The organism is Thiocapsa rosea, from assembly GCF_003634315.1.
In the GTDB taxonomy this organism is placed as follows: Bacteria; Pseudomonadota; Gammaproteobacteria; order Chromatiales; family Chromatiaceae; genus Thiocapsa; species Thiocapsa rosea.
Genome location: NZ_RBXL01000001.1, coordinates 2,303,478 through 2,327,512, shown reverse-complemented (window position 1 = coordinate 2,327,512; position 24,035 = coordinate 2,303,478). Strand labels below are relative to the sequence as shown.

At 58.9% G+C, this 24,035-nt stretch carries 15 protein-coding genes; 4 read left to right on the top strand and 11 right to left on the bottom strand.

From position 1 onward, the window contains the following. Positions 1 to 190 precede the first annotated feature (190 nt). A complete protein-coding gene (locus BDD21_RS10300) occupies positions 191 to 1,843 on the top strand; it encodes a DUF6399 domain-containing protein (RefSeq protein WP_120797101.1) in 1,653 nt (550 codons plus the stop codon). Positions 1,844 to 1,864: 21 nt separating this feature from the next. On the opposite strand, the gene pglX is transcribed toward BDD21_RS10300, so the two are convergent. The 6 genes from pglX to radC all read right to left on the bottom strand — a co-directional run bounded on the left by pglX (position 1,865) and on the right by radC (position 10,362). Next, positions 1,865 to 3,580 (bottom strand): BREX-1 system adenine-specific DNA-methyltransferase PglX, encoded by a 1,716-nt coding sequence (pglX, locus tag BDD21_RS10295; RefSeq protein WP_120797100.1) that lies wholly within the window; start codon positions 3,578 to 3,580, stop codon positions 1,865 to 1,867. Next, positions 3,580 to 7,101: a BREX system P-loop protein BrxC gene (gene brxC / locus BDD21_RS10290; protein ID WP_120797099.1), complete on the bottom strand. Its 3,522-nt coding sequence runs from the start codon at positions 7,099 to 7,101 to the stop codon at positions 3,580 to 3,582. The genes pglX and brxC overlap by 1 nt, the downstream gene beginning before the upstream one ends. A gap of 19 nt (positions 7,102 to 7,120) precedes the next feature. Then, positions 7,121 to 7,732 carry a DUF1788 domain-containing protein gene (locus BDD21_RS10285; RefSeq protein WP_170164727.1) on the bottom strand — a complete coding sequence of 204 codons (612 nt, stop codon included), beginning with the start codon at positions 7,730 to 7,732 and terminating at the stop codon, positions 7,121 to 7,123. After that, entirely contained in the window at positions 7,729 to 8,322 is a 594-nt protein-coding gene (locus BDD21_RS10280) for a DUF1819 family protein (RefSeq protein WP_211335023.1), read from the bottom strand. The genes BDD21_RS10285 and BDD21_RS10280 overlap by 4 nt, the downstream gene beginning before the upstream one ends. A gap of 359 nt (positions 8,323 to 8,681) precedes the next feature. Further along, entirely contained in the window at positions 8,682 to 9,776 is a 1,095-nt protein-coding gene (locus BDD21_RS10275) for a hypothetical protein (RefSeq protein ID WP_120797097.1), read from the bottom strand. Positions 9,777 to 9,858: 82 nt separating this feature from the next. Further along, on the bottom strand, positions 9,859 to 10,362 hold the full coding sequence (gene radC / locus BDD21_RS10270; protein WP_120797096.1) for a RadC family protein: 504 nt from the start codon (positions 10,360 to 10,362) through the stop codon (positions 9,859 to 9,861). A 468-nt stretch (positions 10,363 to 10,830) separates the two neighbouring features. Here radC and BDD21_RS27420 point away from each other — a divergent pair, with 468 nt between their 5' ends. Beyond that, positions 10,831 to 11,169, top strand: coding sequence for a hypothetical protein (locus tag BDD21_RS27420; RefSeq protein ID WP_147431047.1), 339 nt, complete (start codon positions 10,831 to 10,833; stop codon positions 11,167 to 11,169). A 276-nt stretch (positions 11,170 to 11,445) separates the two neighbouring features. Here the strand turns inward: BDD21_RS27420 and BDD21_RS27415 are convergent, their stop codons facing one another. Beyond that, entirely contained in the window at positions 11,446 to 11,880 is a 435-nt protein-coding gene (locus BDD21_RS27415) for a hypothetical protein (RefSeq protein WP_147431046.1), read from the bottom strand. A 177-nt stretch (positions 11,881 to 12,057) separates the two neighbouring features. On the opposite strand from BDD21_RS27415, the gene BDD21_RS10265 reads away from it, so the two are divergent. Both BDD21_RS10265 and BDD21_RS28575 read left to right on the top strand, forming a co-directional pair. Beyond that, a complete protein-coding gene (locus tag BDD21_RS10265; protein ID WP_120795595.1) occupies positions 12,058 to 13,710 on the top strand; it encodes a DUF6399 domain-containing protein in 1,653 nt (550 codons plus the stop codon). 1,371 nt (positions 13,711 to 15,081) lie between these two features. Next, positions 15,082 to 16,692 (top strand): hypothetical protein, encoded by a 1,611-nt coding sequence (locus BDD21_RS28575; protein WP_245969410.1) that lies wholly within the window; start codon positions 15,082 to 15,084, stop codon positions 16,690 to 16,692. Between the two features lie 181 nt (positions 16,693 to 16,873). Here BDD21_RS28575 and BDD21_RS10255 read toward each other — a convergent pair whose 3' ends face one another. The 4 genes from BDD21_RS10255 to ltrA (BDD21_RS10230) all read right to left on the bottom strand — a co-directional run bounded on the left by BDD21_RS10255 (position 16,874) and on the right by ltrA (BDD21_RS10230) (position 23,740). Next, entirely contained in the window at positions 16,874 to 17,509 is a 636-nt protein-coding gene (locus BDD21_RS10255) for a hypothetical protein (RefSeq protein ID WP_211335022.1), read from the bottom strand. Beyond that, the gene (locus BDD21_RS10250) at positions 17,506 to 20,136 is read right to left on the bottom strand and encodes an SNF2-related protein (RefSeq protein ID WP_245969515.1); all 2,631 of its coding nucleotides are present in this window, start codon (positions 20,134 to 20,136) and stop codon (positions 17,506 to 17,508) included. Before BDD21_RS10250 ends, BDD21_RS10255 begins: the two co-directional genes overlap by 4 nt. A gap of 397 nt (positions 20,137 to 20,533) precedes the next feature. Next, positions 20,534 to 21,868, bottom strand: coding sequence for a group II intron reverse transcriptase/maturase (ltrA, locus tag BDD21_RS10240; RefSeq protein ID WP_120797095.1), 1,335 nt, complete (start codon positions 21,866 to 21,868; stop codon positions 20,534 to 20,536). 561 nt (positions 21,869 to 22,429) lie between these two features. Then, on the bottom strand, positions 22,430 to 23,740 hold the full coding sequence (ltrA, locus tag BDD21_RS10230) for a group II intron reverse transcriptase/maturase (protein WP_120797094.1): 1,311 nt from the start codon (positions 23,738 to 23,740) through the stop codon (positions 22,430 to 22,432). Between the last annotated feature and the right edge of the window lie 295 nt (positions 23,741 to 24,035).

Sequence of the window (24,035 nt, the reverse complement as noted above, 5' to 3'; positions counted from 1 at the left end):
GGGCCTTGATCATCGGTTGGTCCAAAACCGCGTGTTTCGGTAGGCGATCAAGCACCCTGAAGGAGTGGCAGGAGCGCCGGGGAGGCGTACCCTTGGAAGTGCAAACTGACCGAGGGAAACGCCGTTGTCCGATGCTCCTGCCTGTGTCGACTCTAGTGCAGATCGACGCCCCACGCCAATCCACGATCGCTTGGATCGCGCCAAGCATCGGCATGCGGTGGCGCAAGCCCGGCAGGATGGGCAGAGTCAACGCGCGGCGGTCAGCGGCGCCGGCGTGGCGCGCAGCACCCTGCGTCACTGGAGCGCGCCCCCTGCGCCATCGGCGCCGTCGGCGCTGTCGGCCTTCGTCGAGACGCCCGAAGGCGTGGTGTGGCTGCGCCGGATCCTGGTTGCCGCGCACTGGAGCATCGGCGAGCAGGGCGGCGCGGGCGTGCGCGTGGTCTGCGATTTTCTCGAGCGCAGTGGGCTGTCGGCATTCATCGGCGCCTCCTACGGTGCGCAGCAGGCGTTCCATGCCGGCTTGGAGGAGCAGATCGTCACCGCCGCCACCGAACTGCGCGGGACGCTGGCCCAAGCCATGCCCCATCGCACACTGAGCATCGCCGAAGATGAGACGTGGAAAGACGGCATGCGTTTGGTGGGCATCGATGCGGTCTCGAACTTCATCCTGCTCGAGCACAGGAGCGATGAGCGCTCGGCGGCGGCCTGGACACGGGCGCTCGAGGGTGGACTCGAGGGGCTGAATGTCACGGTGGTGCAAGGCACCAGCGATGAGGCCAAGGGGCTGTTGGCGCATGTCGAGCGTGATCTGGGCGCGCATCATTCCACAGACCTGTTTCATCTGCAGCATGCGGTCAGCCAGGCGATGAGTCTGTCGCTGAAGCGCGCCGAGCAACAGGCCGAGACGGCGGAGGCCGAGGCGAAGGCGCGCTGGCAAGACGAATGCGCCGCCGAGCAGGCCTATCATCGGCGCCGCCACGGCCCCGGGCGCCCGCCGGCGTTCGCCGCGCGCATCGACGAGGCGCTGAGCGCTTACGTCCAAGCCAGCCTTGCGCGCGAGCAGGCCCACGCGCACCGCGCCGAGGCCAAAGCCCTGATCGGTGCGTTCAGCGAGGTCGACCATCCCTACGAGATCCAACAGGGACAGGCGCAAACCCCCGAGCAGTTGGAGGCGCGTCTGGGAACGCTGTTTGCTCGCCTGGAGGCGATCGCCGAGGAAGCGGATCTTTCCGAGCGTCTCTGCGCACATCTGGCCAAGGCGAAGCGCCTGACTCAAAGCCTCGTCGCCACGCTGACCTTCTTCTTCATGATGGTCAACACCCGGGTGCAGGCGCTGGACTTGGCACCGGCCATCGAGCAGGCGATGCTCGACGACCTGATCCCGGCGCTTTATCTGGAGCGCGTCGCCGCACGCAGCACCCGCGCCGAGCCCCGTCATCGACTCCGGGCACTGAGTGCGCAGCGTCTCGCCCCGCTGAGGCAGCCCTCGCACCCGATCCAGTCGCTGGATCCGCAGACCCGTCACCATCTCGAGCAGGTCGCCGGGGAGTGTGCCGATCTGTTCCAGCGCAGCAGCTCCTGTGTCGAGGGACGCAACGGCTTCCTCGCGCTCTATCAGCATGGGCATCACCGACTCAGCCCGCGCAAGCAGCAGGTCTTGACCGCCCTGCACAACTTTGCGATCAAGCGGCCCGACGGCACCACGGCCGCCGAGCGCTTCTTCGCTCAACCCCACCCATCCTTGTTCGAGCAGGTGCTCGAGCGCATGCCCTGGCCCGCCCGACCGGCCCGACGACGACCGCGCCCGGCAAGGCAGCCTTACCTCGTTCCTGTGGCGGCTTAGCAACAGTGGACCAATCGATGATCAAGGCCCGAAATCCGGGTTGTGGGCATTTTCAACTGTGAAGGTACAAATAGGTACGGTAGCACCATCAAAACCCGAATATTCCAACTGCACTAGGGATGTGATGGTTTTCTGATTGATAAGAAAACTACGTAGCTTCTCGAAGGACGAGATGAACATCCACACGAACGGTGACATAAACCCTAGCTGGCCTTTCGGCAATGCCAGCTCTGTGTTTCGTACCATGAACGCGGAAAACAGATCAGACTTCACATCGGAGTAGTTATCCTTAAGCCACGCTGCCAGTCTCCCATTCATCCCCTTGCCACCCATATAAGGCGGATTGGCAATCACCACATGGTATTTCGGGCTCAGGTAATCAGCCTGCCGCAGGGCTTGCAGCACCTTTTGATGAGTCATGCTGATAAACAGCTGCCCAGAGACATTCTTTGACTCCAGAATCCTGAGCATCCCGTCCACGTCGGTGACATCCGGAGGAATCAGCGAGCCGAAGTTGTCGGCCTCTTCGAACTGACGCAGGGTGCTTCTCAACGGTGCCGTGAACAGGTCGCGCCCGACAAAATCCGTGTACTCCTTCAGCTCGTCCTCGTCGAAGCGGACATTTTCTAGCACGCAGATGTTTGGCTTGACGCCCTTGTTGAAGAACCGGCGCTGCTTGGCGCGAGCCTTCATGGTTAGGGCAAAGGCGGCTAGCTCTCCAGCGCGCTCGTCGATCTCGATACCGTAGAGGTTATTCGTGAGGATCTTCTCCGGGATCTCGGCGGGCTCGTAGCCTTCCTCCTCATAGATGGCATAGAGCAGGTCGAAGGCGTAGGTGAGCATGTGACCGGAACCGCAGGCCGGGTCGCAGATCCTGATGTCTTCCGGGCTGCCAATCTTCAGGAAGTCGGTTTCCGGCTGCTCGGGCTTGATGTAGTAGTCCATCTGCTCGATCAGCTTGGAGCCGGGACGGTTCAGCAACCACAGACGGCCGAGGGAGTTTTCCACCAGGTACCGCACGATCCAGTGCGGAGTGAAGAGCTGGGTGGCGGCGGGGATGTTCTCGGGCGTGATCTTCTTGTTCTTCTTCAGGCCGTCGAACACCTCGTCCTTCTTCTCGGAGATGTAGAACTGGTAGAGCCAGCCGATCACCTCGACATCCTCGCAGGCATCCGGCGTCATCGCCTCGCGGGTCGCTTCCAGGATCGAGTTGGCCGCCAACAATCCGTCCGGCATCAACAACTCGGTGTAGTCGTCGATGCGCTGGAACAGGAACGGCATGGCCCTGTGCCAGTCGTTGCAGGAGGCCACGAGCAGTATCCGGTATGCCTCGCCCTGCGGATCGAGGCTGGGTGCCTTGCCTGCGAGCAGGTCGAGGATGTGTTGCCTTGTCTTCTGGTCCGCCAGATCCTCGTCGATATGCCCCATCTTGGCCTCGGCCAGGATCTCGGGCTGGGACTGGCCGTCCGCCGGGGACACCACGCCAATGCGGGTGTAGCGGTTCATATCCATGAAGCGCAGGGCACAAAAGCGGTTGAACCAGATATAGGCTACCCGCTCGATGACCTGATCCTTACCGTGGTTCTTGATCGCCTCTTCGAGTTTCTTGACGGCCTCGGGGCGTTCCCGTCGTGCTGCGCTTTCCGCACCGAGGACCAACGCCAATTTCGCGGTGACCTGCTCGCGTAGCGAACGGCGTGCGGCCTGGGCGAATTTCTTCAGTTTGCTGGTTTCCATCAGACTTGCACCCGTTTTCCGGCTTGGACCTGCTCCATCAGCACCGTACGAAGCTGTACCAGGTAGTGTTCTACATCTTCCGCCGTGCTCAGCAGTGGCTTGTCGAACGGCACGCGCAGTTGCCTGGCTGCGACATACTGCGGGCGCGGCTCCTTGACCGCAGCAGGTTTTACGCCATCCGTGTCCTGCCCCGGTTCCGGCTTGGGTGTGAGCAGGTCGAACATCCTGTCGAGCAGCTTCTGATAGCCCTGCTCTTCGAAGTAGCGCAGCCGGTCGTTGATCACGGCGATCAACTTCTGTTGTGCGATATGGTGTTGCAGTTCCTTGAACGGTGCGTTCAATTCCTCGGTGCGCTCGGCTGGAAGCTTCTGGTATTCGGGCATGTTGTGCAGGCGCCGCTGCAGGTCGTCGAGAACGCCCTGCGCCTTGGTGTGTGCTTGGCTAACCTGCTGCTCCACCCGTTGCTTGAGTGCGTCGAGTTTGGCCTTGAGTTGCTGGATGCGATTGCCCTTGAAGCACTGCGGGTCGTACAGCGTGCTGCGAACCTCTTCGAGTTCCGGGGTATCGACGTAGGTGAAGTTGGCGTCCTGGTCCTTGAGGAAGGTCTTTGCCTCGTCGTAGATTGCCTTCTGGGAGCCGCCCATAAACTTGCGGACGGGGTCGATGAGCTGCTCTTTCATGTCCAGCAGCGCGTCTTCCTCGCGGGAGATCTCGGTGAGGTACCAGGTGTAGGGCTTGGACGCGAGGTCCTTGAGCTTGGCGAGGACCGGTCCGAGGCCGTTCAGGAACGGGTAGCGGTCCGCCTGGGCGTGGAGCCTGTCGAGTTCGGTCATCAGCGCCTGCACCTTGGCGTTGGTTTCCTTGCCCAGCGCCTTGGCCTCGCCGGATGACGGTGGCGCATCAAAGAAGTCCCCGAAAAATTCCTTGAGTCGTCGCACCTGGGCGGCAGTGAACTCGACGGTCGGTTCGAGCACCACGTTGTTGTAGCCGTGGGTATTGAGCAGTGCCCGTTCCAGCGCGTCGTCTTCCAGCAATGTACTGTCGGCACGCACTTCGAGCTTGCCGCGTGCGCAGAGGTTGGCGAGGTTGCACAGGATGGCGGCGTAGTACCAGCCGTAGGGTTTGCGCTCGAACTTTTCGATCAGGCTCTTGAGCGTGGTACGCACACCGCCACGGCTGTTGCTCTGGATGAACGACAGCAATTCCTGCTCGGACTCGGCCAGGCTGGTGGCATCGCCGCCGAACAGACCGTCCTTGGAGTGCCGCAGGTAGTTGCCGACATCCGCTTCGGTGACGGTAATGCCACGCAACATCCGAAGATTGGGGTAGGCACGCCCGATCAGTTCGTGAAAGCCACGGTTGATGCGGCTTTCAGGGTCTTCCGAGCTGACCTCAACATCGCTCCCGGCGACCAGCAGCTTGGCCTTGCCCAACAGCGAGCCGACCAGGTCCTTGAGCTGGTTGTAGCGGTCGCGGTTCTGGAAGCCCTTGTCGGTCAGAATCCGCTTGATGGATTCCTGCTGCGTGACCGAGACGTTCTGCTGGATGTACTTCTCGGTCTTCTTGAACATCAGGATGTCGCGCATCAGGCGGTCTTCCTGGGGCAGCACGACGAACAGCTCGTCTTGTTTGTAGGTCGAGTTCGTGCGCAGCATCGACTCGTTGTCGGCGTGCTCATGGAACGGGCTGACGATGTGGATGGCCAGCTCCTGTTCCCGACCGTGCAGCCGGTCGTCGAGCTTGCGCGAGTAGGCGTAGTCCTGACCGTTCTTGTCGAAACGGATCTTCTTAGCCCGCAACACCTGGTCGAAGATGAGTTTTTGCAGCTCATCGGCGACGTCGCTGGTCTCGACCTCCGTGTTCTTGATCTCCTGCTCGATGTCCTTTTCTTCGTCGGTCAGGTATTCGTAGAGTTCGCCGTTGCGCTGGATGTAGGTCTGCTGTTCGAGCAGGTTCAGCGCGCCCTCGACCTTCTTGGCCAGCTTGGGCAGGTCGGCATCCAGGTCTTCGAGCATCAGCACGCAGAGGTTGCGGATGGTCGGCTTGAACTCCTTGACGTACTTGACCAGGAACAGTGCCTTGAGGACGCGAATGGCGAACGCATCGTCGAGATGGTGTTCGGCCTGGAGAATGGCGCGTTGGATGTTCGCCTTTACGACCGTGCGAATGCCCTCGAACATCAGGTCGAAGGTCGCCAACCGGCCGACCGGGCGGTCACCGATCTGTACGGCAACCTGCTGGAAGACGCCGAGCATCGAGCGCTCACCTACTGAGCTGTGCTTACCCTCGAAGGCGCTGTGTTGGGACAGGTTCTGGATGGCGGCCTGGAACAGCGGGAACTGGTACGGGATGAACGGGTAGCTGTGGATGAAGTGATCGCGATCCTGGAAGTTGCGGTAGGTCTGGGAGCCGTCCGCGAAGCCGAACAGGGTTTTGAAGTTGTTGACCTCTACGTGGTAGGTGTCCGACAACTGGCCTACGCCCGCTTCGTTCTTGGCCAACAGACGCTTTTGGATGACCTCGGCGACGTCGGCACTGGTCAGCTTCATCCGGTTCTTGAAGCGATCCTGGATCTTCGAGAAGTCGTTGCCCTGCTGCTGCGTCATCTCGCCGACAACCGTATTCAAGTCTTCCTGCGCCGTGACGATGACCCAAGCCCGGCCTCGGCATTTGGTGGCAAGGCTCTCGGCGATGGTTTGCAGGTTGGTCATCAGCTTGACGTTGTCGGCGATGTACTGCCCGACCTCGTCCACGAAGAAGTTCAGCCGGAAGTCCTTTGACCGCTGATCAAGGTATGCCTGGACCTTCTGGGCGAAGTCCTCGATGGCGACGCGGTACTCACTGCGGTACTTGTCGAGGATGCCCGTGGCATCGGCTGCATCCCCTCCCGCAACCTCGGCATAGGCGTTCGCGATGTTCTTGGATTCGAGCAACGCCTGTTCACGGCCCGTCTCCCACGCGCGGCCGGCGATCTTTTCGTAGGCTTGTTTGAAACCCGCATAGAGACCGCGACCGTCGAGATCACGCTCGAACTGAGCGATGTGCCCCTGCTTGCCGTAGTAGCCGCACATCTCGTCGAAGACCTTGACGAAGACCGCCAACAAGGCATCGATCTGGGTCTTGCTGATGACATCGGCCTTCTGATCGATGTTGAACAGGACGCTCTTGGACGGGATGGCCACGGCCCGCTTGATGTCGCCGCGCAAGATCTCGTTGTCGCCGCATTTGGGGAGGAAGAGATCGAGGGTGGAGGCCCCATCGACCTCGCGGTCTTCCAACAGCAACGCCAACATCTTCAGCAAGTGCGACTTACCGGAACCGAAGAAGCCTGACACCCAGACGCCGTTCGCGCCTTCGTAATTGTTGTAGGCGTCGAGAAAGCTCTCAAGCCGCTTCTCCACCTCGTTGGTCAGGACGTACTCCTCGACCTCCAAGCGCAGGCTGGCGTCGTCATCGGCCTTGATGACCCCTTCGATAGCACGATCGATCGGCTTGGCGAAAATGTCCCTAAGTGTCGTCATAGCTGGCTATCTCTGCTGATCAGGCGTCGTAGTGGTAGATGTTGAAGGCCCGGTAATACTTGTCGTCGCGCAATCGGCCGAACAGGTCGAGCGATGCCCCGGTTTCCAGCGAGTGCGTGTAGGCGCCGGGAAAGAACATCAAAGTCGGCTTTTCTTTGGCGACGCTCTGTAAGTTGTTCAGTACGTTATGGGAACGGATGTAGGGGAACACCTCGCCCACCCCGCTGATGAACATCACATCGAATTCGGCGTCATTCATGCGCTTCGCGATCGCGGGGACCAGATGGGCCTCCGGATCGAGCACGCCCTGGAGCAGTTCCTTCAGTTCCGCTTTCGAAACAGAGGCTTCCATTTCGATGATCTGGTCCAAGATGCCGCGTTCCTTGAGTAACTCGATGGATAGATCGTAGAGATTGATGTCGAGTGTTCGCACACCTGTCTGGTCGAGCTTGTTCTGGAGTTGCCGTTGCAACCTGGCCATCGCGACCGCCTCTTCCGGCCTGAACGGGCAGATGAAGAATGGAACCTCGTTGCCCAACCCCTGCTTGTTGAGGAACCGCCTACCGGAGATGACCCCGAGGAGATGGTTAAAGCGGTCCTGCATGGGCATGGATGCAATGTCGGACGTCATTTCGCGAGACTCCTGAGATCCCTCTCGGCAATGGGAAAGTAGCGTGCTTCTGCCGCGCGCTTTGCCAAGAGCAGTGTCGCCAGTTCCGGGCTTAGCGTGGGTGTCAGGATCTGGTTGTCGTTGCTCAGCAGGTGCGCCTCGCGAAGCATTCGGAACAAGATCTGCCGCAGCTTGGCTTTGGTGGACGGCGAGATCTCGGCCAACTCAAGGTGCTGACCACTCTTGGCTTCGAGAAATGCGTCGAAATCGGGATAGGCCAGATCGTTGCGCAACGCGAGGTACCGCTCACGGACAACTTCCGCCATGAAATCGGCGATGAACGCGAACCGGCGGCAGATGGCAATCCAGACAAGACTTACTTGGTCCTGCACACCAGCCGAATCGAGCAGGTCGAGTTCTTCACGGCCAAGCTGCCGAAGGCGAAAGACGACTTCGCGGGCCAAACGCTTCGCACTACTGGCCTTGCGGGTCTGCAGAAGGTTGTCTTGGAGAACCTGAGCGCGAACGGCGTCCCAGTCACCGAGGTCACGAAAGAGCGCACCAACCCGAACAGATTCACGCAGCAAGAGACCACCTGTCGTGAACCCCATGTTGTATCTCTCCACGTCCATACACCGAGCGAGAATCCCGAAAGCCCCTACTTGCTCTTGATGTCGTCAAGCAACACCCGCGAAATCACTCAACTTACCGATTTCGTCAAAAAACGACAGAGCCGCATGATCGTTGATTTTATCCGATCTCGTTGAACAACACTGGAACTAGAGTACTTCTTATATTTCATGGCTTGCCATCAGTCGTGGGCCTAATGTGGAAAGCAAGATGATTCTGCCATTGATCCGATGTCTCGAAAAAAGAAAATGCTCATCCTTCGGCGAAATTTCGGGGTTTTTGCCGTCCATTCGCCACAACAAAAAGCGAGACCGTGATTCACGGTCTCGCGTAACCCTCGTTAAACGGTCAACATCCGACGCCACATCCAACGCCAAGGTAGCCACAGAAAACTCGTCAGAATCAGAACACCGTACAGTAACCCATCCGGTAATTTGATCAGTAGACGGGCTATCCTTTGAACGACGTCACCCCGGTAGAGAATCTTCGCACTTCTCGCCGAATACTTGACGAACCGAGTCGGTCCCACGTGATCGAGCTGACGCAGACCCTCGACGCCGTAGGTTGCCGCCAGCCGAACCCCTTCGGCATGCTGTGCACGTTGTGCACTGCGAACGAAGGTGTCGCCCCCCAGACGAAACAACGTCCGGGTCGCATTCCCGAAGGTCTCGCTGATCTGGGCGAGCCGAGACAGAGACTCGGCACCCCGAGTGCGACTCAGCAATTCCAACCCTCCCCGCACCGCAGCCAAGCGCCGAACGTTGTCCATCAGCTCGACAACAGCGTCAATATTTCCGGTCTGGCGTACCGTCTTTGCACTGGAAATCAGCGTTTCACTCAACCATCCCGGTAGATGACCGAACCGATGAGCCTGTTTCAGTGTTGTGATCGACGATTTTACCATGCTGCTGCCGACAACAGTCGGTGCCGCAGTTCCGGCCGATCCGACTGTCGCAAACGAACTTGCCAACTGACTCGCCGTTGCTACCAACCCAATAGTCGACAGTGCAACGATTACCTGGTCTACGGAATCTCCACGGACCCAGTATCCACCTTGAACTACGAGATCTCGAATGTCCCCGATCACCAGAAGATCCGTCACCACACCTGTCACCTGACCCAGTGTTTCGTCGCTGGTGCCTTGTAGAAACCCCTCGGTCACCTTTTTCGCCTGGTAGATAAGACTTCCCCGAATCGCCGCAATGTCGTCGTTCAGTTCCAACGCTGTCGGATCATTGCGAACGTAGTCATAATCCAGAAAAAACGCCAGATTATCGGCCGCTTCGGCATACCGATCTTCCGACATCATTGCCCGAGTCTCGGGCACCGGGTCGATTCGCGTCAACGCCAATATGGCCAGTTGCGAATGTTGCCAAAGTATCAGTACAACCAACACGCCCAGAAACAGGGCGAACCAACGCAGAAATCGCAGCATCGCGGTTGACTCCAGATATCCTGAAAAAGAAAGCGTTCGGAAGAACGCTTGTTGAAAACATTCGATGCGGCTGGAGAAACGGCTACAGAAGACCGCGTTCCGCCAAACTCACGATGTTGCCGTCGCCGACAATCATGTGATCAAGTACACGCACATCGATCAGCGAGAGCGCCTCACGAAGTCGTTGAGTGATTCGAAGATCCGATTGGGAGGGCTCCGCAACACCGGTGGGATGGTTGTGTGCGAAAATCACGGCGGCGGTATTGGTGGTCAGCACTTTACGTACCACTTCACGGGGATGCACACTTGAACCGTCGATGGTGCCCCGAAAGAGTTCTTCGTAACGAATGACACGGTGACGGTTATCCAGGTACATGACTGCAAAGACTTCATACGGAAGGCCGTATAGATGCAGCTTGAGATAATCGCGTGTGGCTTCAGGACTGGTCATTGCAACGCCTTTCACGCGATAGGTGCGTTCAAGGCATTGAATGGCCTTTTCGACTAGGGACTGTTCGTCTGGCGAGAGTTCGGCACGTCGAAGTGTTTGCGGTTCCAACGTAACAGAGCGGGGAACACGTTTCATTGTTGAACTCCTGGATTGAACGGCGAATGTATGCAGAGTTATATCTACATATTCGTCGCTTGAATCCACGGAGTAACGGCGATGTACTTATTCAGCGGTTTTGCATGATTGTCGATCTTACGAATCTAATACTGATCCGCCGTTTTTAGAGGGTCATGGGATACTGATAACATTCGTACCTTTGTAACCGGCTTGATCTCGAATCCGAAGAAGTACAGTAACTCTGTGACCACCCACGACATCAAAAACGTCGGAGACAATTCCGTCAGGTTCGGACCGTCTAAATATTATCGAACAAGGGGAGCAATCATGATCAATGAAGCGTGCTGTATACCAGGTTGCATGTCACGGGCGTGTAAGAGTTTTGGCGCACTAACGATACCTGGAATGCCAGCACAAGGAATTAGTGCCCACCTGACAATGGAGAGGTACAATTGGCTTTGTGCCTCGCAATAAAAGGAGGCATTGGTGTGGGAGCTATGTCAACGCCACGCGCTTTGGGTAGCTGGCGAAAGTATACCCGAGCGACTCAAGTACCTAGTCGCCCAGTTCTCCGTAGAGTACATTAACTCACGAGCGGTCTGCGATATTAGCGCTGCAAAGATCAAAACCCGCGCCTACAACTGGGATAAGACTCGAACAGGCTGCATCTTCGAAATGACTCGTCACCCAAATGCACATAAAAATGGCTACGTGACGGTACGAGAAGTACAGAAATGGGAGATTGATTTGCATGCTTCAACCATCACTAAGTTAGCGGAGCGTCCTTGGCAACAGGGAGATATCGATCCGACGTTTGAAGATTGACAGCAAGCCAACAGTACCAACGATTGCTATTTTCGTGACCAGTACGAACACGACAATGTTCTGTAGCGTCGTTCGGGAACCGTTCTGAATCGTGCGGATAGGAAGATAATGGTCCGTGATCCACACCAACAAACCGCTCACTCTCAACGCGTACCATCGCCCTAAAGAGCCACTTACTTCCGCCGTTGGAATCCCCCGCACAAACCAGGCGCCGGAAATAGTAAGGTTGATAACGACGGCGCAGTAACGATCGACCCGAGCCTACCTCATCCACAGTCAGCAGTAGTCTTTATCCGTATAGTTCTCTCGCCACGTCATGACCGGCGGGATGTGTAGTTTCGCCTTCGGTATCGCTTTAACGATTCTTCCCACTTCCAGAAAACTTAACCCGTAGGCAACGGTGAGACGATCGTAATCGTCAAGGCGAAGCCCAGGAGCCTGGAGTCTACTGGGAAGCTCAATCCTGTAAGGTGTTAAGCCAAACCAACTCAACCCCGGATCAGACCGCAGACGCTCGCGAAGCCGGTTGTAGAACTTCATGCGCGTACCCCCACCACAGTAGAAGGTAGGAACGCCTTTTAATAGCGAATTTTCCACTAAGCCAGTACCCCAGGCTCTCATATAGGTACTCGTGGAAACTTGAGTTAACACTTTCCCGAAGAACACGCTATCTGGAGCTTGTTTATCATTTGCAAAATCGGCCTTGATCATCGGTTGGTCCAAAACCGCGTGTTTCGGTAGGCGATCAAGCATCCTGAAGGAGTGGCAGGAGCGCCGGGGAGGCGTACCCTTGGAAGTGCAAACTGACCGAGGGAAACGCCGTTGTCCGATGCTCCTGCCTGTGTCGACTCTAGTGCAGATCGACGCCCCACGCCAATCCACGATCGCTTGGATCGCGCCAAGCACCTGCATGCGGTGGCGCAAGCCCAGCAGGATGGGCAGAGTCAACGCGCGGCGGTCAGCGGCGCCGGCGTGGCGCGCAGCACCCTGCGTCACTGGAACGCGTCCCCTGCGCCATCGGCGCCGGCGGCGCTGTCGGCCTTCGTCGAGACGCCCGAGGGCGTGGTGTGGCTGCGCCGGATCCTGGTTGCCGCGCACTGGAGCATCGGCGAGCAGGGCGGCGCGGGCGTGCGCGTGGTCTGCGATTTTCTCGAGCGCAGTGGGCTGTCGGCATTCATCGGCGCCTCCTACGGTGCGCAGCAGGCGTTCCATGCCGGCTTGGAGGAGCAGATCGTCACCGCCGCCACCGAACTGCGCGGGACGCTGGCCCAAGCCATGCCCCATCGCACACTGAGCATCGCCGAAGATGAGACGTGGAAAGACGGCATGCGTTTGGTGGGCATCGATGCGGTCTCGAACTTCATCCTGCTCGAGCACAGGAGCGATGAGCGCTCGGCGGCGGCCTGGACACGGGCGCTCGAGGGTGGACTCGAGGGGCTGAATGTCACGGTGGTGCAAGGCACCAGCGATGAGGCCAAGGGGCTGTTGGCGCATGTCGAGCGTGATCTGGGCGCACACCATGCCACGGACCTGTTTCATCTGCAGCATGAGGTCAGCCAGGCGATGAGTCTGTCGCTGAAGCGCGCCGAGCAACAGGCCGAGACGGCGGAGACCGAGGCGAAGGCGCGCTGGCAAGACGAATGCGCCGCCGAGCAGGCCTATCATCGGCGCCGCCACGGCCCCGGGCGCCCGCCGGCGTTCGCCGCGCGCATCGACGAGGCGCTGAGCGCTTACGTCCAAGCCAGCCTTGCGCGCGAGCAGGCCCACGCGCACCGCGCCGAGGCCAAAGCCCTGATCGGTGCGTTCAGCGAGGTCGATCATCCCTACGAGATCCAACAGGGACAGGCGCAAACCCCCGAGCAGTTGGAGGCGCGTCTGGGAACGCTGTTTGCGCGCCTGGAGGCGATCGCCGAGGAAGCGGATCTTTCCGAGCGTCTCTGCGCACATCTGGCCAAGGCGAAGCGCCTGACTCAAAGCCTCGTCGCCACGCTGACCTTCTTCTTCATGATGGTCAACACCCGGGTGCAGGCGCTGGACCTGGCACCGGCCATCGAGCAGGCGATGCTCGACGATCTGATCCCGGCGCTTTATCTGGAGCGCGTCGCCGCACGCAGCACCCGCGCCGAGCCCCGTCATCGACTCCGAGCACTGAGTGCGCAGCGTCTCGCCCCGCTGAGGCAGCCCTCGCACCCGATCCAGTCGCTGGATCCGCAGACCCGTCACCATCTCGAGCAGGTCGCCGGGGAGTGTGCCGATCTGTTCCAGCGCAGCAGCTCCTGTGTCGAGGGACGCAACGGCTTCCTCGCGCTCTATCAGCACGGGCATCACCGACTCAGTCCGCGCAAGCAGCAGGTCTTGACCGCCCTGCACAACTTTGCGATCAAGCGGCCCGACGGCACCACGGCCGCCGAGCGCTTCTTCGCTCAACCCCACCCATCCTTGTTCGAGCAGGTGCTCGAGCGCATGCCCTGGCCCGCCCGACCGGCCCGACGACGACCGCGCCCGGCAAGGCAGCCTTACCTCGTTCCTGTGGCGGCTTAGCAACAGTGGACCAATCGATGATCAAGGCCGCAAAATCAACCTTGATTCCATCAAAGTATGCTGAATACGATTCGGGAATCGCGATTTCTCGATCAGTCGGAAACTTCAGGTCATCCAAGCACGAATAAAGGGATGTGAAGTTGGAACTTTTCTGCAACGCTTCCTGCCACCAGTTGATACGATGACGGTGAAGGTTCATGACGCCATTCGGTTCAACGGCCGAAGTAAAAAACTCGAAATCCCATTTGCCACCCCGAGCGGGATTGACCCGAAAAAGCGATGAATCGATAGTGCCGGCGCCGACGTCCACAATGAGATAAATGTTACGGGCTTTGCGATCGAAACGATGGGAATTCACGAACCCATAGATCTGTGCGGCGATCTCTGGCACCACATCGACATCGACGTCCTCTTCTTCTGAAATCTGTTCGGGACACGCCCGAAGCGTCTCCTGACGCTTCACCGCCGAACGGATTCTGCCGTTCGTGATTGCCCCTGCGTTACCGGCGACCAACCAGGCGACTCGAGCGATCTTCTCAAAGATGGGTGCGAGCGTCTCGTCAAGTCGATGAGCAACTGGTAGACCAATTCTGAGTTTCCAGAAGATACGCGTGTTACAATACTTATCCAAATGTTCTCGCAATAACCAAGTCCTTGAGTATCGAATCGCGCAGGCTAGAAAGGCGATTACCGGTTCCTGAAGCTCCAATTCCGTTGGATTGGCAACTAGGGCGAGCTTCAAGTCGCGATATACTTTATTACCTGACTGCACGGAAAACACGTCGTCGGTCTGATACAGGCAACAAGGAAGTAGGTAACGCGTAATACCAGCTTCGTTCGTAAAAGGGACAGCAAAGGCACGACCCAAGGCGGAGTCACCGATGACGACTTTTACACTTGATGTGCCGAAATCTAGCCCAATGACGATCTCCCGTTCGTCGTTGGCCGTCAGTCCATGGCATTGAGCAACATTCTCTTGCATGAAGTTGTAATCGATCAATGGCGTCTGGTGACGCCGAGTCTTCTTGAATGCTAGTTTGGGCTTGTCGGTCACCTCTAAGCGATAGGCGTCTTTCATTGGGCTCGGCGGTGGTTTTGTTTGTGTCGGTTGGATCGCATGCGTTTTGAGGACAATTTGTCCCTTGGGCGGTTGTCGAGTGACTTTGCTGGTACCTTTCTTTGGCTCCGCCTTTCGGACCGCTTCTTTAAACCGATCCATATCTAGCGAGGCTTCGCCTCAGACCGACGAGTCATGGGGTGAGCCCCGGCGTTGGGCGGCCCCGGTTGAGCAACGGAAGGCTAAACTTCCGATAGTAGCCGCACGTAGCGGCGTGTGGCGCGTGGCCAAGATGTCAACCGGGGCCTGCCATCATGTTAGACCAAACCGTCGGTGAGTTGCTGAACGATCGGGTCACGCTGGATCTCGAAGGAATCGACCGGCTGTATCTCAACCTGTATCAACCGCGGCTGCAGACCGGCGGCGGGGTAGCCAACTTCTTCAAGGTCCATCGTGGTGCCAAGGTCGCCTCCACGGTGTTGATGGCCCCGATCAGTCACGCCTTCGTCAAGGCGATCGAGGGGTTTGCGCAACGCGAGGGCGTGGAGATCGTGACCTTCGCCAAGGGACAGCGCAAAGACGACATGACCCGCGAGCGGCTCCGCGACTTCGCTCAACCCGAGGGTGTCCTGTACATCGGCAAGGCTCAGGAACGGTTTGCCAGCTTCCGCATGATCAAGAAAATCAGCACCCACACCGGCCAGCCGTACCCCTGGTTCACGCGCGGGACGGTGATGTGCAACCATTTCTACTTCTATCTGGTGGATGCGGACTTCGGCCCCCTGTTCATCAAGTTCTGCTCCTACTTTCCCTACACCGCGCGGGTCTGCCTCAACGGTCATGAGTACGTCAAACGCCAGTTGGCCAAGGCGGGCATTGCCTTCGAGGCGCTGGACAACGGGTTGCTCAGCTGCGCCGAACCGGCCCGTGCGCAACGCATCCTCGATGACCTGAACGAGGCGACGATCGCCGCACTGGTGGCCAAGTGGTTGGGACGGCTCCCGGATCCCTTCACGGCGGAAGACCATGCCGCCGGCTACAATTTCCAACTCTCCATCCTGCAGGCGGAGTTCGCCCGCACGCAGGTGTTCGACCGACCGCTGTCCGGACGCCATCTGTTCGAGGAGGTCATCCGCGAGAACCTCGACTTGGGACGGCCCGAGAAGGTCAGCCTGATCTTCAACCGGAGGATCACCAAACGCACGCCGGGGAGCTTTCATACCCGCGTCATCACCCAAGGGGTTATCCCTTCGCTGCATGTCGGCTACAAGTCCTCCAAGATCAAGCAGTACTTCAAGGAAGGTCGGGCCCTGCGCACCGAGACCACGATCAACAACACCCACGACTTCGGCATCGGACGGAATTTGAACAACCTGCCCGCCCTGCGGGCCATCGGCTTTGCCGCCAACCGTCGCTTGCTCGAGGTCGAGACGCTCAGCCAGGACTGTCTGCTGGCCGAGGGGGTGTTCGATCAGGTCACCCAACCGCAGGTGGTCGGCGGGCAACGCGCCCCGGGGCTGCACCTGGACGATCCGCGGGTCTTGGCGCTGTTCACCGCCCTGTGCCTGTTCCTCACCCTGCCCGAGGGCTTCCGACACGCGGGGATGCGCACCTGGATGGCCCAAGCCTTGGGGGTGCCCGAGGACGCCTACTCACCCGGACGCATGACCTACGATCTGCGCCGACTGCGCCTGCATGGCCTCATCGAACGGATCCCGCAGAGCCATCGCTACCGGGTCACCGATGCCGGACTGCGGGTCGCCCTGTTCTTCACCAAGGTCCACAGCCGCATCCTGCGACCGGGGTTGTCCCAATTGTTCGACGGCTGCCCGAAGGCGCCCAACCGGCCCATCGCCACCGCCATGAGCCGGCTGCAACAGGCGTTCGCGGACCTGTTCGAGCAGGCCAAACTTGCGCCGGCTTAAACTTGACTCACGCGCGCAGAAAGTTGTTCGTCAAGGAACCCTAGTTTAGTCTTGGATCTCGGCACCGACTCTCTGGGAGGCACCGCGGCCGCCTTAGACTTCTGCTGGTTTGTTTCGCTCTGCGCCTTGCTCATTGCGTCTTTCATTGAGTTAGCCATCGTCCGGCTCCAGCGACATTGATTTAGATTACCCGGATTACTCCACCCGACACTAAACTATCCTGAGCTGTTGTCTTTTCCTTAAGCCGCAGTTCCTTTATCTTCGTTTCTATACGTTGTTGCAGCTTATTCAGTTGCCCGCTTAGAGCGGGAATGATACGCCGCTGCCGATCCGTCCCGAACCGCTGAAAATCGTTGATACGAGAATTGAGTGTCTGACGCTTCTGATCGAGATGGTGCTGCAAGGTATTAACCATCATATTAACGCGGTCACGGTTCTCGCGCGCCTGAGCTTCACTGAACGCCCGGAAACGCGCTTCCAGCTCGGTCCGGCACTCATCCAGCACGTCGGCGACAAGGGCGTGATCGAGGCTGTTCATGGCACCCAACCAGTCCTTGCCTTCAAGGCCGGCAATATTGACGAGAGACTCAGCCTGCTCACCGTCGATGCGTTTCCCATCGAGTCGTCGTACGAGATAGTCGAGCCGCTCGATCTCCCGAGCGCCGGAGACGGTCCAACGGGCGACGGCATAAACATAGATCCCTGCTTCGACCGGACCGAGGATCTGGGCTTGCAGCTCCACGGCTGAAACCGGGCAATACAGCGGACCACACCCTGCGAGCTTCAGACGCTCGCTGACGAACCGGGCCTCGATCATCGTTTGGTCCGCCCAGCCGACGGGAGCATGGTATCTCGGCGTAAGGCGCTGATTAGCAAGCAAAGATCGGCCCTATCTCTACGTTTGCACTGGGTTTTGGACCAAGCGATGATCAAGGCCACGAACCGCACCAGCGGATGATCCTGGGTAATGCGCTCCACTTGATGCTGAACGCGGCCGAGACGGTTCTCAAATAACAGCCGTGGTGGTGAAGATGCCAGAATGCCCGTAGCTCCCAACTGATGGGCGGACAGAAACTCGGCAAAGGCGACTCGTCCCTCGGTTGAAAGTTCGAGTGTCTGCTCCAGGTGGTTGTCATCAGCGGCGAGCATCCGGGTGCCTGGATAATCCCGCTCCAGAAAATCACGGACATAGGCCAACAGATCCTCTCCGCGCAAATAGCGCCCCAGTTCGCGAGCGGCGCGCACCTTGTTCTGGATGAACTCGCCATGCGCGATGAGTCGGGTAGCCTCCTCTTCCAGCTCCGCCTGTAAACGGTTGGTATTTTCGACCGCCTGGCAGGTTTGCTCGATGCGGTTGATTTCCTGCTCAGGCGTGAGCTTGTGGGACAACAGCTCATAGGTCAGTTTGCGGATCTCCTCGCCGAGCATCGCCTCTACGCTGCCCAGCGCCTGCTTGAATACATCCAGACGGACAAGTAATCGGTTGTAGATCCGGTCGTCGATGGTGTCTGCATAGATGAAGTTCCAAATCAGAATCCGCTCGGCTGTCTGCCCGATTCGGTCGATTCGTCCAATGCGTTGCTCGATGCGTGCCGGGTTCCACGGCAGATCGTAGTTAACCAACAAGCTGGAAAACTGAAGATCCACGCCCTCTGCGGCGACCTCAGACGACAGCAAAAGGTTTGGACCGTCGAGCGCGGCGAAACGGCGCAATGCCGCTTGTTTGTCCATGCCCCCGTGTAACACAACCGACAGTATCCCATTGGACGCAAGCCGTTTAGCTAGGTAGTGCAGGGTTTTGCGATAAAAAGAGAAGAGGATAATCTTGTGGCCCGGATAGTTCTCCCAATAGCGTTTGATGTTTGCAACCAGTTCGGCATACTTAGTGTCCCCAGCTTTTAGCACACGATCATCCCCGACCCGGCGCGCAATGCCGACCAGGGTCAACAACAGTGGCCCCAGAGTGGGTCTCTGGGCGGGTTCGTCCGAATCTCCAAACAACTCAAAGACAGACTCCTCCAGCTCCTCTTCATCAATGTCGCCCGCCCGCTCGATCCACCCCTGACAAGCTGCGGCGATGCAACTCGACATCTGCCTCTGGGGAATGGTCAGCATGAAACCCTCGGAGACGGCAAATCGGGCGCAGAAATCACGTACCGCTTCGGTCACCTGGAGGTAGAACTCGCGCTCCGTCGGGTTCATCTCCACACGTATGGTTACCGGCGTGCGTTGGACCCGCATCTCTTGCACATCACGTTTCAGTGTCCGCGTCACTACTTTCGCCAGTGGATTGATCCGGTCGAGTTGCTCACTGATCTCCGCTCGCCCACGTGGTGACAGTAACTCCTCGTCGCTTGGCGGATTCTGAAGGAGATAGTCAAGCTGCTCGTTGTCGCCGAAGATTCGGCTTTGGATCGCTTCCCGTATTGTCGACTCGAAATCGGTCTGGGTCACCTTCCCGCCTAAAATTCGATCGCGCAGGGCGACCACAGGCGCATTGGCGCGCAAGGTCTGCTCGAAGGAATTCTCATAAGGGAAGGCATCTTCATCGAGCAAGTGCAACAGCGTGTACAGATCACGGCTGCGCAGTTGGATCGGGGTCGCCGTAAGCATGACCAGGTTGTGGGTGACCGGTCGCAGGAGGCGGGCGAAACGATGTGTTAGGGTCTCCGCGTTGCGTAAATAATGAGCCTCGTCCACGACCACCAGATCGAGCAAGGCGTCATCGAGCATAGAGTCGGCAAGAAAACGCGCCAGTTGCGCGGCGGGCGTCTGAGACGTCTCTGCGTGATCGTCCGGGTTCCAGTCCCGAGGCGGGCGCATACCTTGGAGGCTGGCGATCAGCGCGAACTGTTGTTGAGGTCGACGTTTCAGCGACGCCAGTCGATCAAGTAGTACCTGCGCATTGACGATCTCGGCCTGAACACCAAAGCGATCGATCAATTCTTCTCGCCATTTCTCCCGCAACATCGCTGGACATACCACCAGCAGGCGCTGCGCATCAACACGTGCCCGTAGCTCGGTCCAGATGAGACCAGCCTCTATAGTCTTGCCGAGTCCCACCTCATCGGCGATCAGAATTCCGTTGCAAGGGGAGTCGAGAAATTGAAGCACCGGCTTGAACTGATAGGCAAGGAAATCGGTATTTGTGGTGTTGAGGCTGTAGATCAAATTGGCAAGTCGCCCACTCAGACGGTAGTAGGTGATGGCACCGCGCAGATCGGTGACCCGGCCGTAGCGGCCGGCCTGAATCATTGCATAAGCTCCGGCTGCGCCATGGATGACCTTCTCCAGTGAGCCCTGAAGAATGAACTGCTCATCACCGTCAAGGAAATGAACTAACACCCGCAACCGATGGAGGGGGCCGTCGGTCTCGTTGCCAAGAATCCCAATCCGTCCGGGGTTCGCTTTCAGCCTGATTTTATCTCCTGGTTGCATCGACATACCTTCGACCTGTCAGCAAAAACTTCACTCCGCCCCGATCATACAGATCTTGACCGACATGTCTCAACATGGGAAAGGGCATCCCAGCCACGCCATTGGTACTGCCGAACGCACTAGTGCATTTGATCGGGCACCAGCAGTATTCACGCGTAGTTTCCGCACCCGTACTTTCAGTGCTGATCCCCTAGGCACTTTTCATTTGCCTAAGTTACTTGAGTGTCTTGGCTCTCCCTTTCAGTCGAGAAGAGGACGGGAATCGGAGAGTAAGCCGGGTCCTTGCCATCGGTTAGGCTGACGTTTGTGTTCTCTGTTTGCCGCCTGGTTTCCCGGCGGTGCCACATGATCTCGGCCATACGACGGTTCGTTCCCGGCTCCTCGCAGAACCGGACTTGGAGTGTTACACCATCCGGCTCCCAGCTTGAGTCTTCCACCAAGGGACGGGGTAGAGGTCGTGAATGATCCGCGCCGTCGGGAGCATGGGCTTGATGACCGCGTAGAAGCGCTTCCAGGTCAACGAACGCCGTTGGCTGAGCCGGTTGAGCCATTTGAACAACAGGCCCGTCGCGGCGTAGAGGTAACCCGATACGCCCCGGCTATTGCCGCTCACACCGTAATACTGGATGTGTCCGCGCAGATGCCGGATCAGGTATGCCACCATCGCCCGTCCGCCTTGCGCCCGCAGCCCGCGCAAGCGCTCGTTCAAGAGCGCGAGCTTCTTGCGCACCCGCTTGCCGTCGGTCTTGCGCCCGACGACGAAACGCCCCGTCCGGCTCTTCCCGACATAATGGGTGAAGCCGAGGAAGCTGAAGGTCCGCGGTTCGGACGTCTCCGCCCGCGTCCGACCCAGCTGGTCGCTGCCGAAACGCAGCAGTGCCGTTTTGCTCGGCTCGACCTCCAGATCGAACTGCGCCAGACGTGCGGTCATCTTGGTGAGAAAGGCCCGTGCATCGCCTTCGTGCTCGAAGCAGGCCACATAGTCGTCGGCGTAGCGAATCAGGTACGCCCGTCCCGTGCACATTCCCGCAAACCGTTTCTCGAACCAGAGATCGAGCACATAGTGCAGGTAGATATTGCTGAGCACGGGCGAGACCAGACCCCCTTGCGGGGCGCCCTCTTCACTGGCCGTGAACGCGCCGTCTTCCATGATGCCGGCCTTCAGGAACCGTCGCACGATCCGCAACAGATTGGGATCGCCGATGCGGTGCTCCAGGAATTCCATGAGGTGGGAGTGTGACAAATGGTCAAAGAACCCTTTGATGTCCGCCTCCACGACCCACTGCGTGCGCCCGTTGGTGATCACTTCGGCCACCCGGCGCAGCGCATCGTGCGCACTGCGACCCGGCCGAAACCCGAACGAACAGTCCCGAAACTCCGGTTCCCAGATGGCCTGAAGAATGCGGCTGAGGCGATCTTGGACCAGGCGGTCCTCGAAGCTCGGCACCCCCAACGGCCGATAGCGGCCATCCCCTTTCGGGATATAGGTGCGCCGCACCGGCAGAGGCCGGTACCCCAGACGGCGAATCCGTGCCGACAGATCCTCCAGACGCGCGTCCAGACCCACTGCATAGTCGTCCTTCCTGACCCCGTCGACTCCGGGCGCCTTGCGTCCGTCCTGGCGCTCGAAGCTTTCGCGCAACCCCTCCGGGTCAAACAGCATGCCCATCAGGGACGTGAACCGCGTGTGCGGCTCCGCGTGCGCCTTCAGTGTGAAACGCTCAAGCTTGCTGGTCACGGTCAGAGTCCTCTCGGTGTAGGGCCGTGTTTCACTCTTGCGTTGTCTCAAACCGCCACCCCTTCGCTCCACCCGCATTACCGGGTATCAACGCTACTCCAGGTGGCTCCGACTTCCGCGCATCGCTGCCCGCGTCCTCGCTTTTGACACTTGTTCGCGGGTGCCCGCCTCCGGCGGACCGATACACGGATCTCCCTGGTTACCGCGTACTCTCGATGTCAGGCTCGATGTGGTCTCGGACCCCGGGGAGTTCCCGTGCCACTCGCCACAGCGCGTCACGGTCTGTTGCCTGCCGGGGGGACAAACCCGTCGGCACTCACCCATGTTCTTTTCGGGGCTCAATACCTTCAAGGTCGGCTCCACCCGTTACCCTTACACCTCGCCTGCTTTCGTGCCTACGCATCGACGCGCCTGTTACCAGCCGCGCCGTCCGGGTAGAGACAGCCATTACTGAGCCATCCCCCCCACAGATCCGGACGTGACCAATTCGGTCATCCGGTTCCTCGGTTATCAGGAGCGCAACACCACTCCCGACACATAACTTCGCTACCCCGCCAACGATCAGACGGCGTGGAGGATTTTGGGATTCGGCAACGGCAGACGTTCCAGCAATGCCGCGAACTTCTTCCATGGCATCGCTTTCTTGCTATTGCGCCGATGCAGCCAGTACCGCCAAGCACGACGTACGCGGTCCAGTACCGCCGCCATGGCGCGCGAGTTTCCACGCACGCCAAAGTATTGGTAGTGACCGCGCAGCTTTGAGCACAGCACGCGGTGCTGCTCCTCAATGTTGCGGTGCCGGTTCCGGCGGCACCACTCCCAGATCCCCTGGATCGTCTTCCTGACTTTCTTCCGTGCGGTCTTGCGCTTGATGACCCAAAATCCCCGCCTTGACCTCGCCCAGTAGTGGGTGAATCCGACAAAGTCGAATGTGTTGGCTCCCCGCCCGCGCATTTGTGCACGCGCCGGCCGACTGAAATCGAGGAGGCGGCTCTTCTCTGGATGCAGTTGTAGTCCGTATTTCCCGAAGCGCTTCGGCAACACTTCCATGGCGCGCCGTGCATCGTTCTCATTCTGAAAGCCGATGACGAAGTCATCGGCAAACCGTACGAGGAAGCAATGCCCTCTCATCCGTGGCTTGACTTCAGTCTCGAACCACTCATCCAGTACGTAGTGGAGATAGATATTCGCCAGCAAGGGGCTAATGACCCCGCCTTGTGGCGTTCCTTTATCGCTATAGCTGATCTCTTCTCCCTCGATGATGCCGGCATGTAACCACTGCCCGATCAGCCGAAGTATCCCACCATCATTGATCCGGCGCTGAATGAACTCCCTTAGCCAGCCCCAGTCAAGGTTGTCGAAGAATCCTGTGATGTCTCCGTCATAGATCCATCGAATACCGTGCGTCATGCACTGCTCGCGTAGGTCCGCGAGGGCGTCATGGGCGTTGCGCCCCTCCCGAAAGCCATAGGAGATCGGCAGGAAGTCTTGCTCCACGACCGCCCCCATCAGTATCGATACCGCTTTCTGGACGATCTTGTCTTCGATTTCCACGAGTCCGATCGGACGTTTCTTTCCGTTGTCCTTGTCGATCCACACGCGCTTGATCGGCGGGGCCACATAGCTCCGCGTCCTCAGCCGCCGGTGGAGGTCCTCGAGGTTGGCCTCCAGGTCCTTGGCGTAGTCCTTGACCGTGATTCCACTGAATCCCGGTGCGCCATCTCGACGCAGTTCGTAGAAGGCCTCGCGTAGAAGGTCCAAGTCCATGCGGTGGATCAGGCTTGTGAAGACCCGATCCGGATGCTCGATCGCTTGCTCTGCGATTTGCCGCAGTGGTGTTTCGATGAAGATTGACCTCTGTGTGCCGCTCATCTTTCCCCACGACAATACGTTATGCCCGGCGTCGCCTTCCCTACAGCGGGTCCCTTGGGTCTCGGTTCCCCGCCTTCTCGGCTCTCCAACTTTCAGCCTTCGGTACTATGCTCAGCTAAGACGACCGTTTCTCCATCTCGGGTTGCTTCGCCTCAAGCTCGCTTCCCGATACCTTGTGCTCGTTCGCTTGCGTTTGTGTCCCCTCGCGGGTTCGCTGCCCGGGTGCGACGATGACCCTGGCCGCGCCTGGCCCGACTCTTGACCGGCGTGCCTCACCGGTGCTCTCCACAAGGAG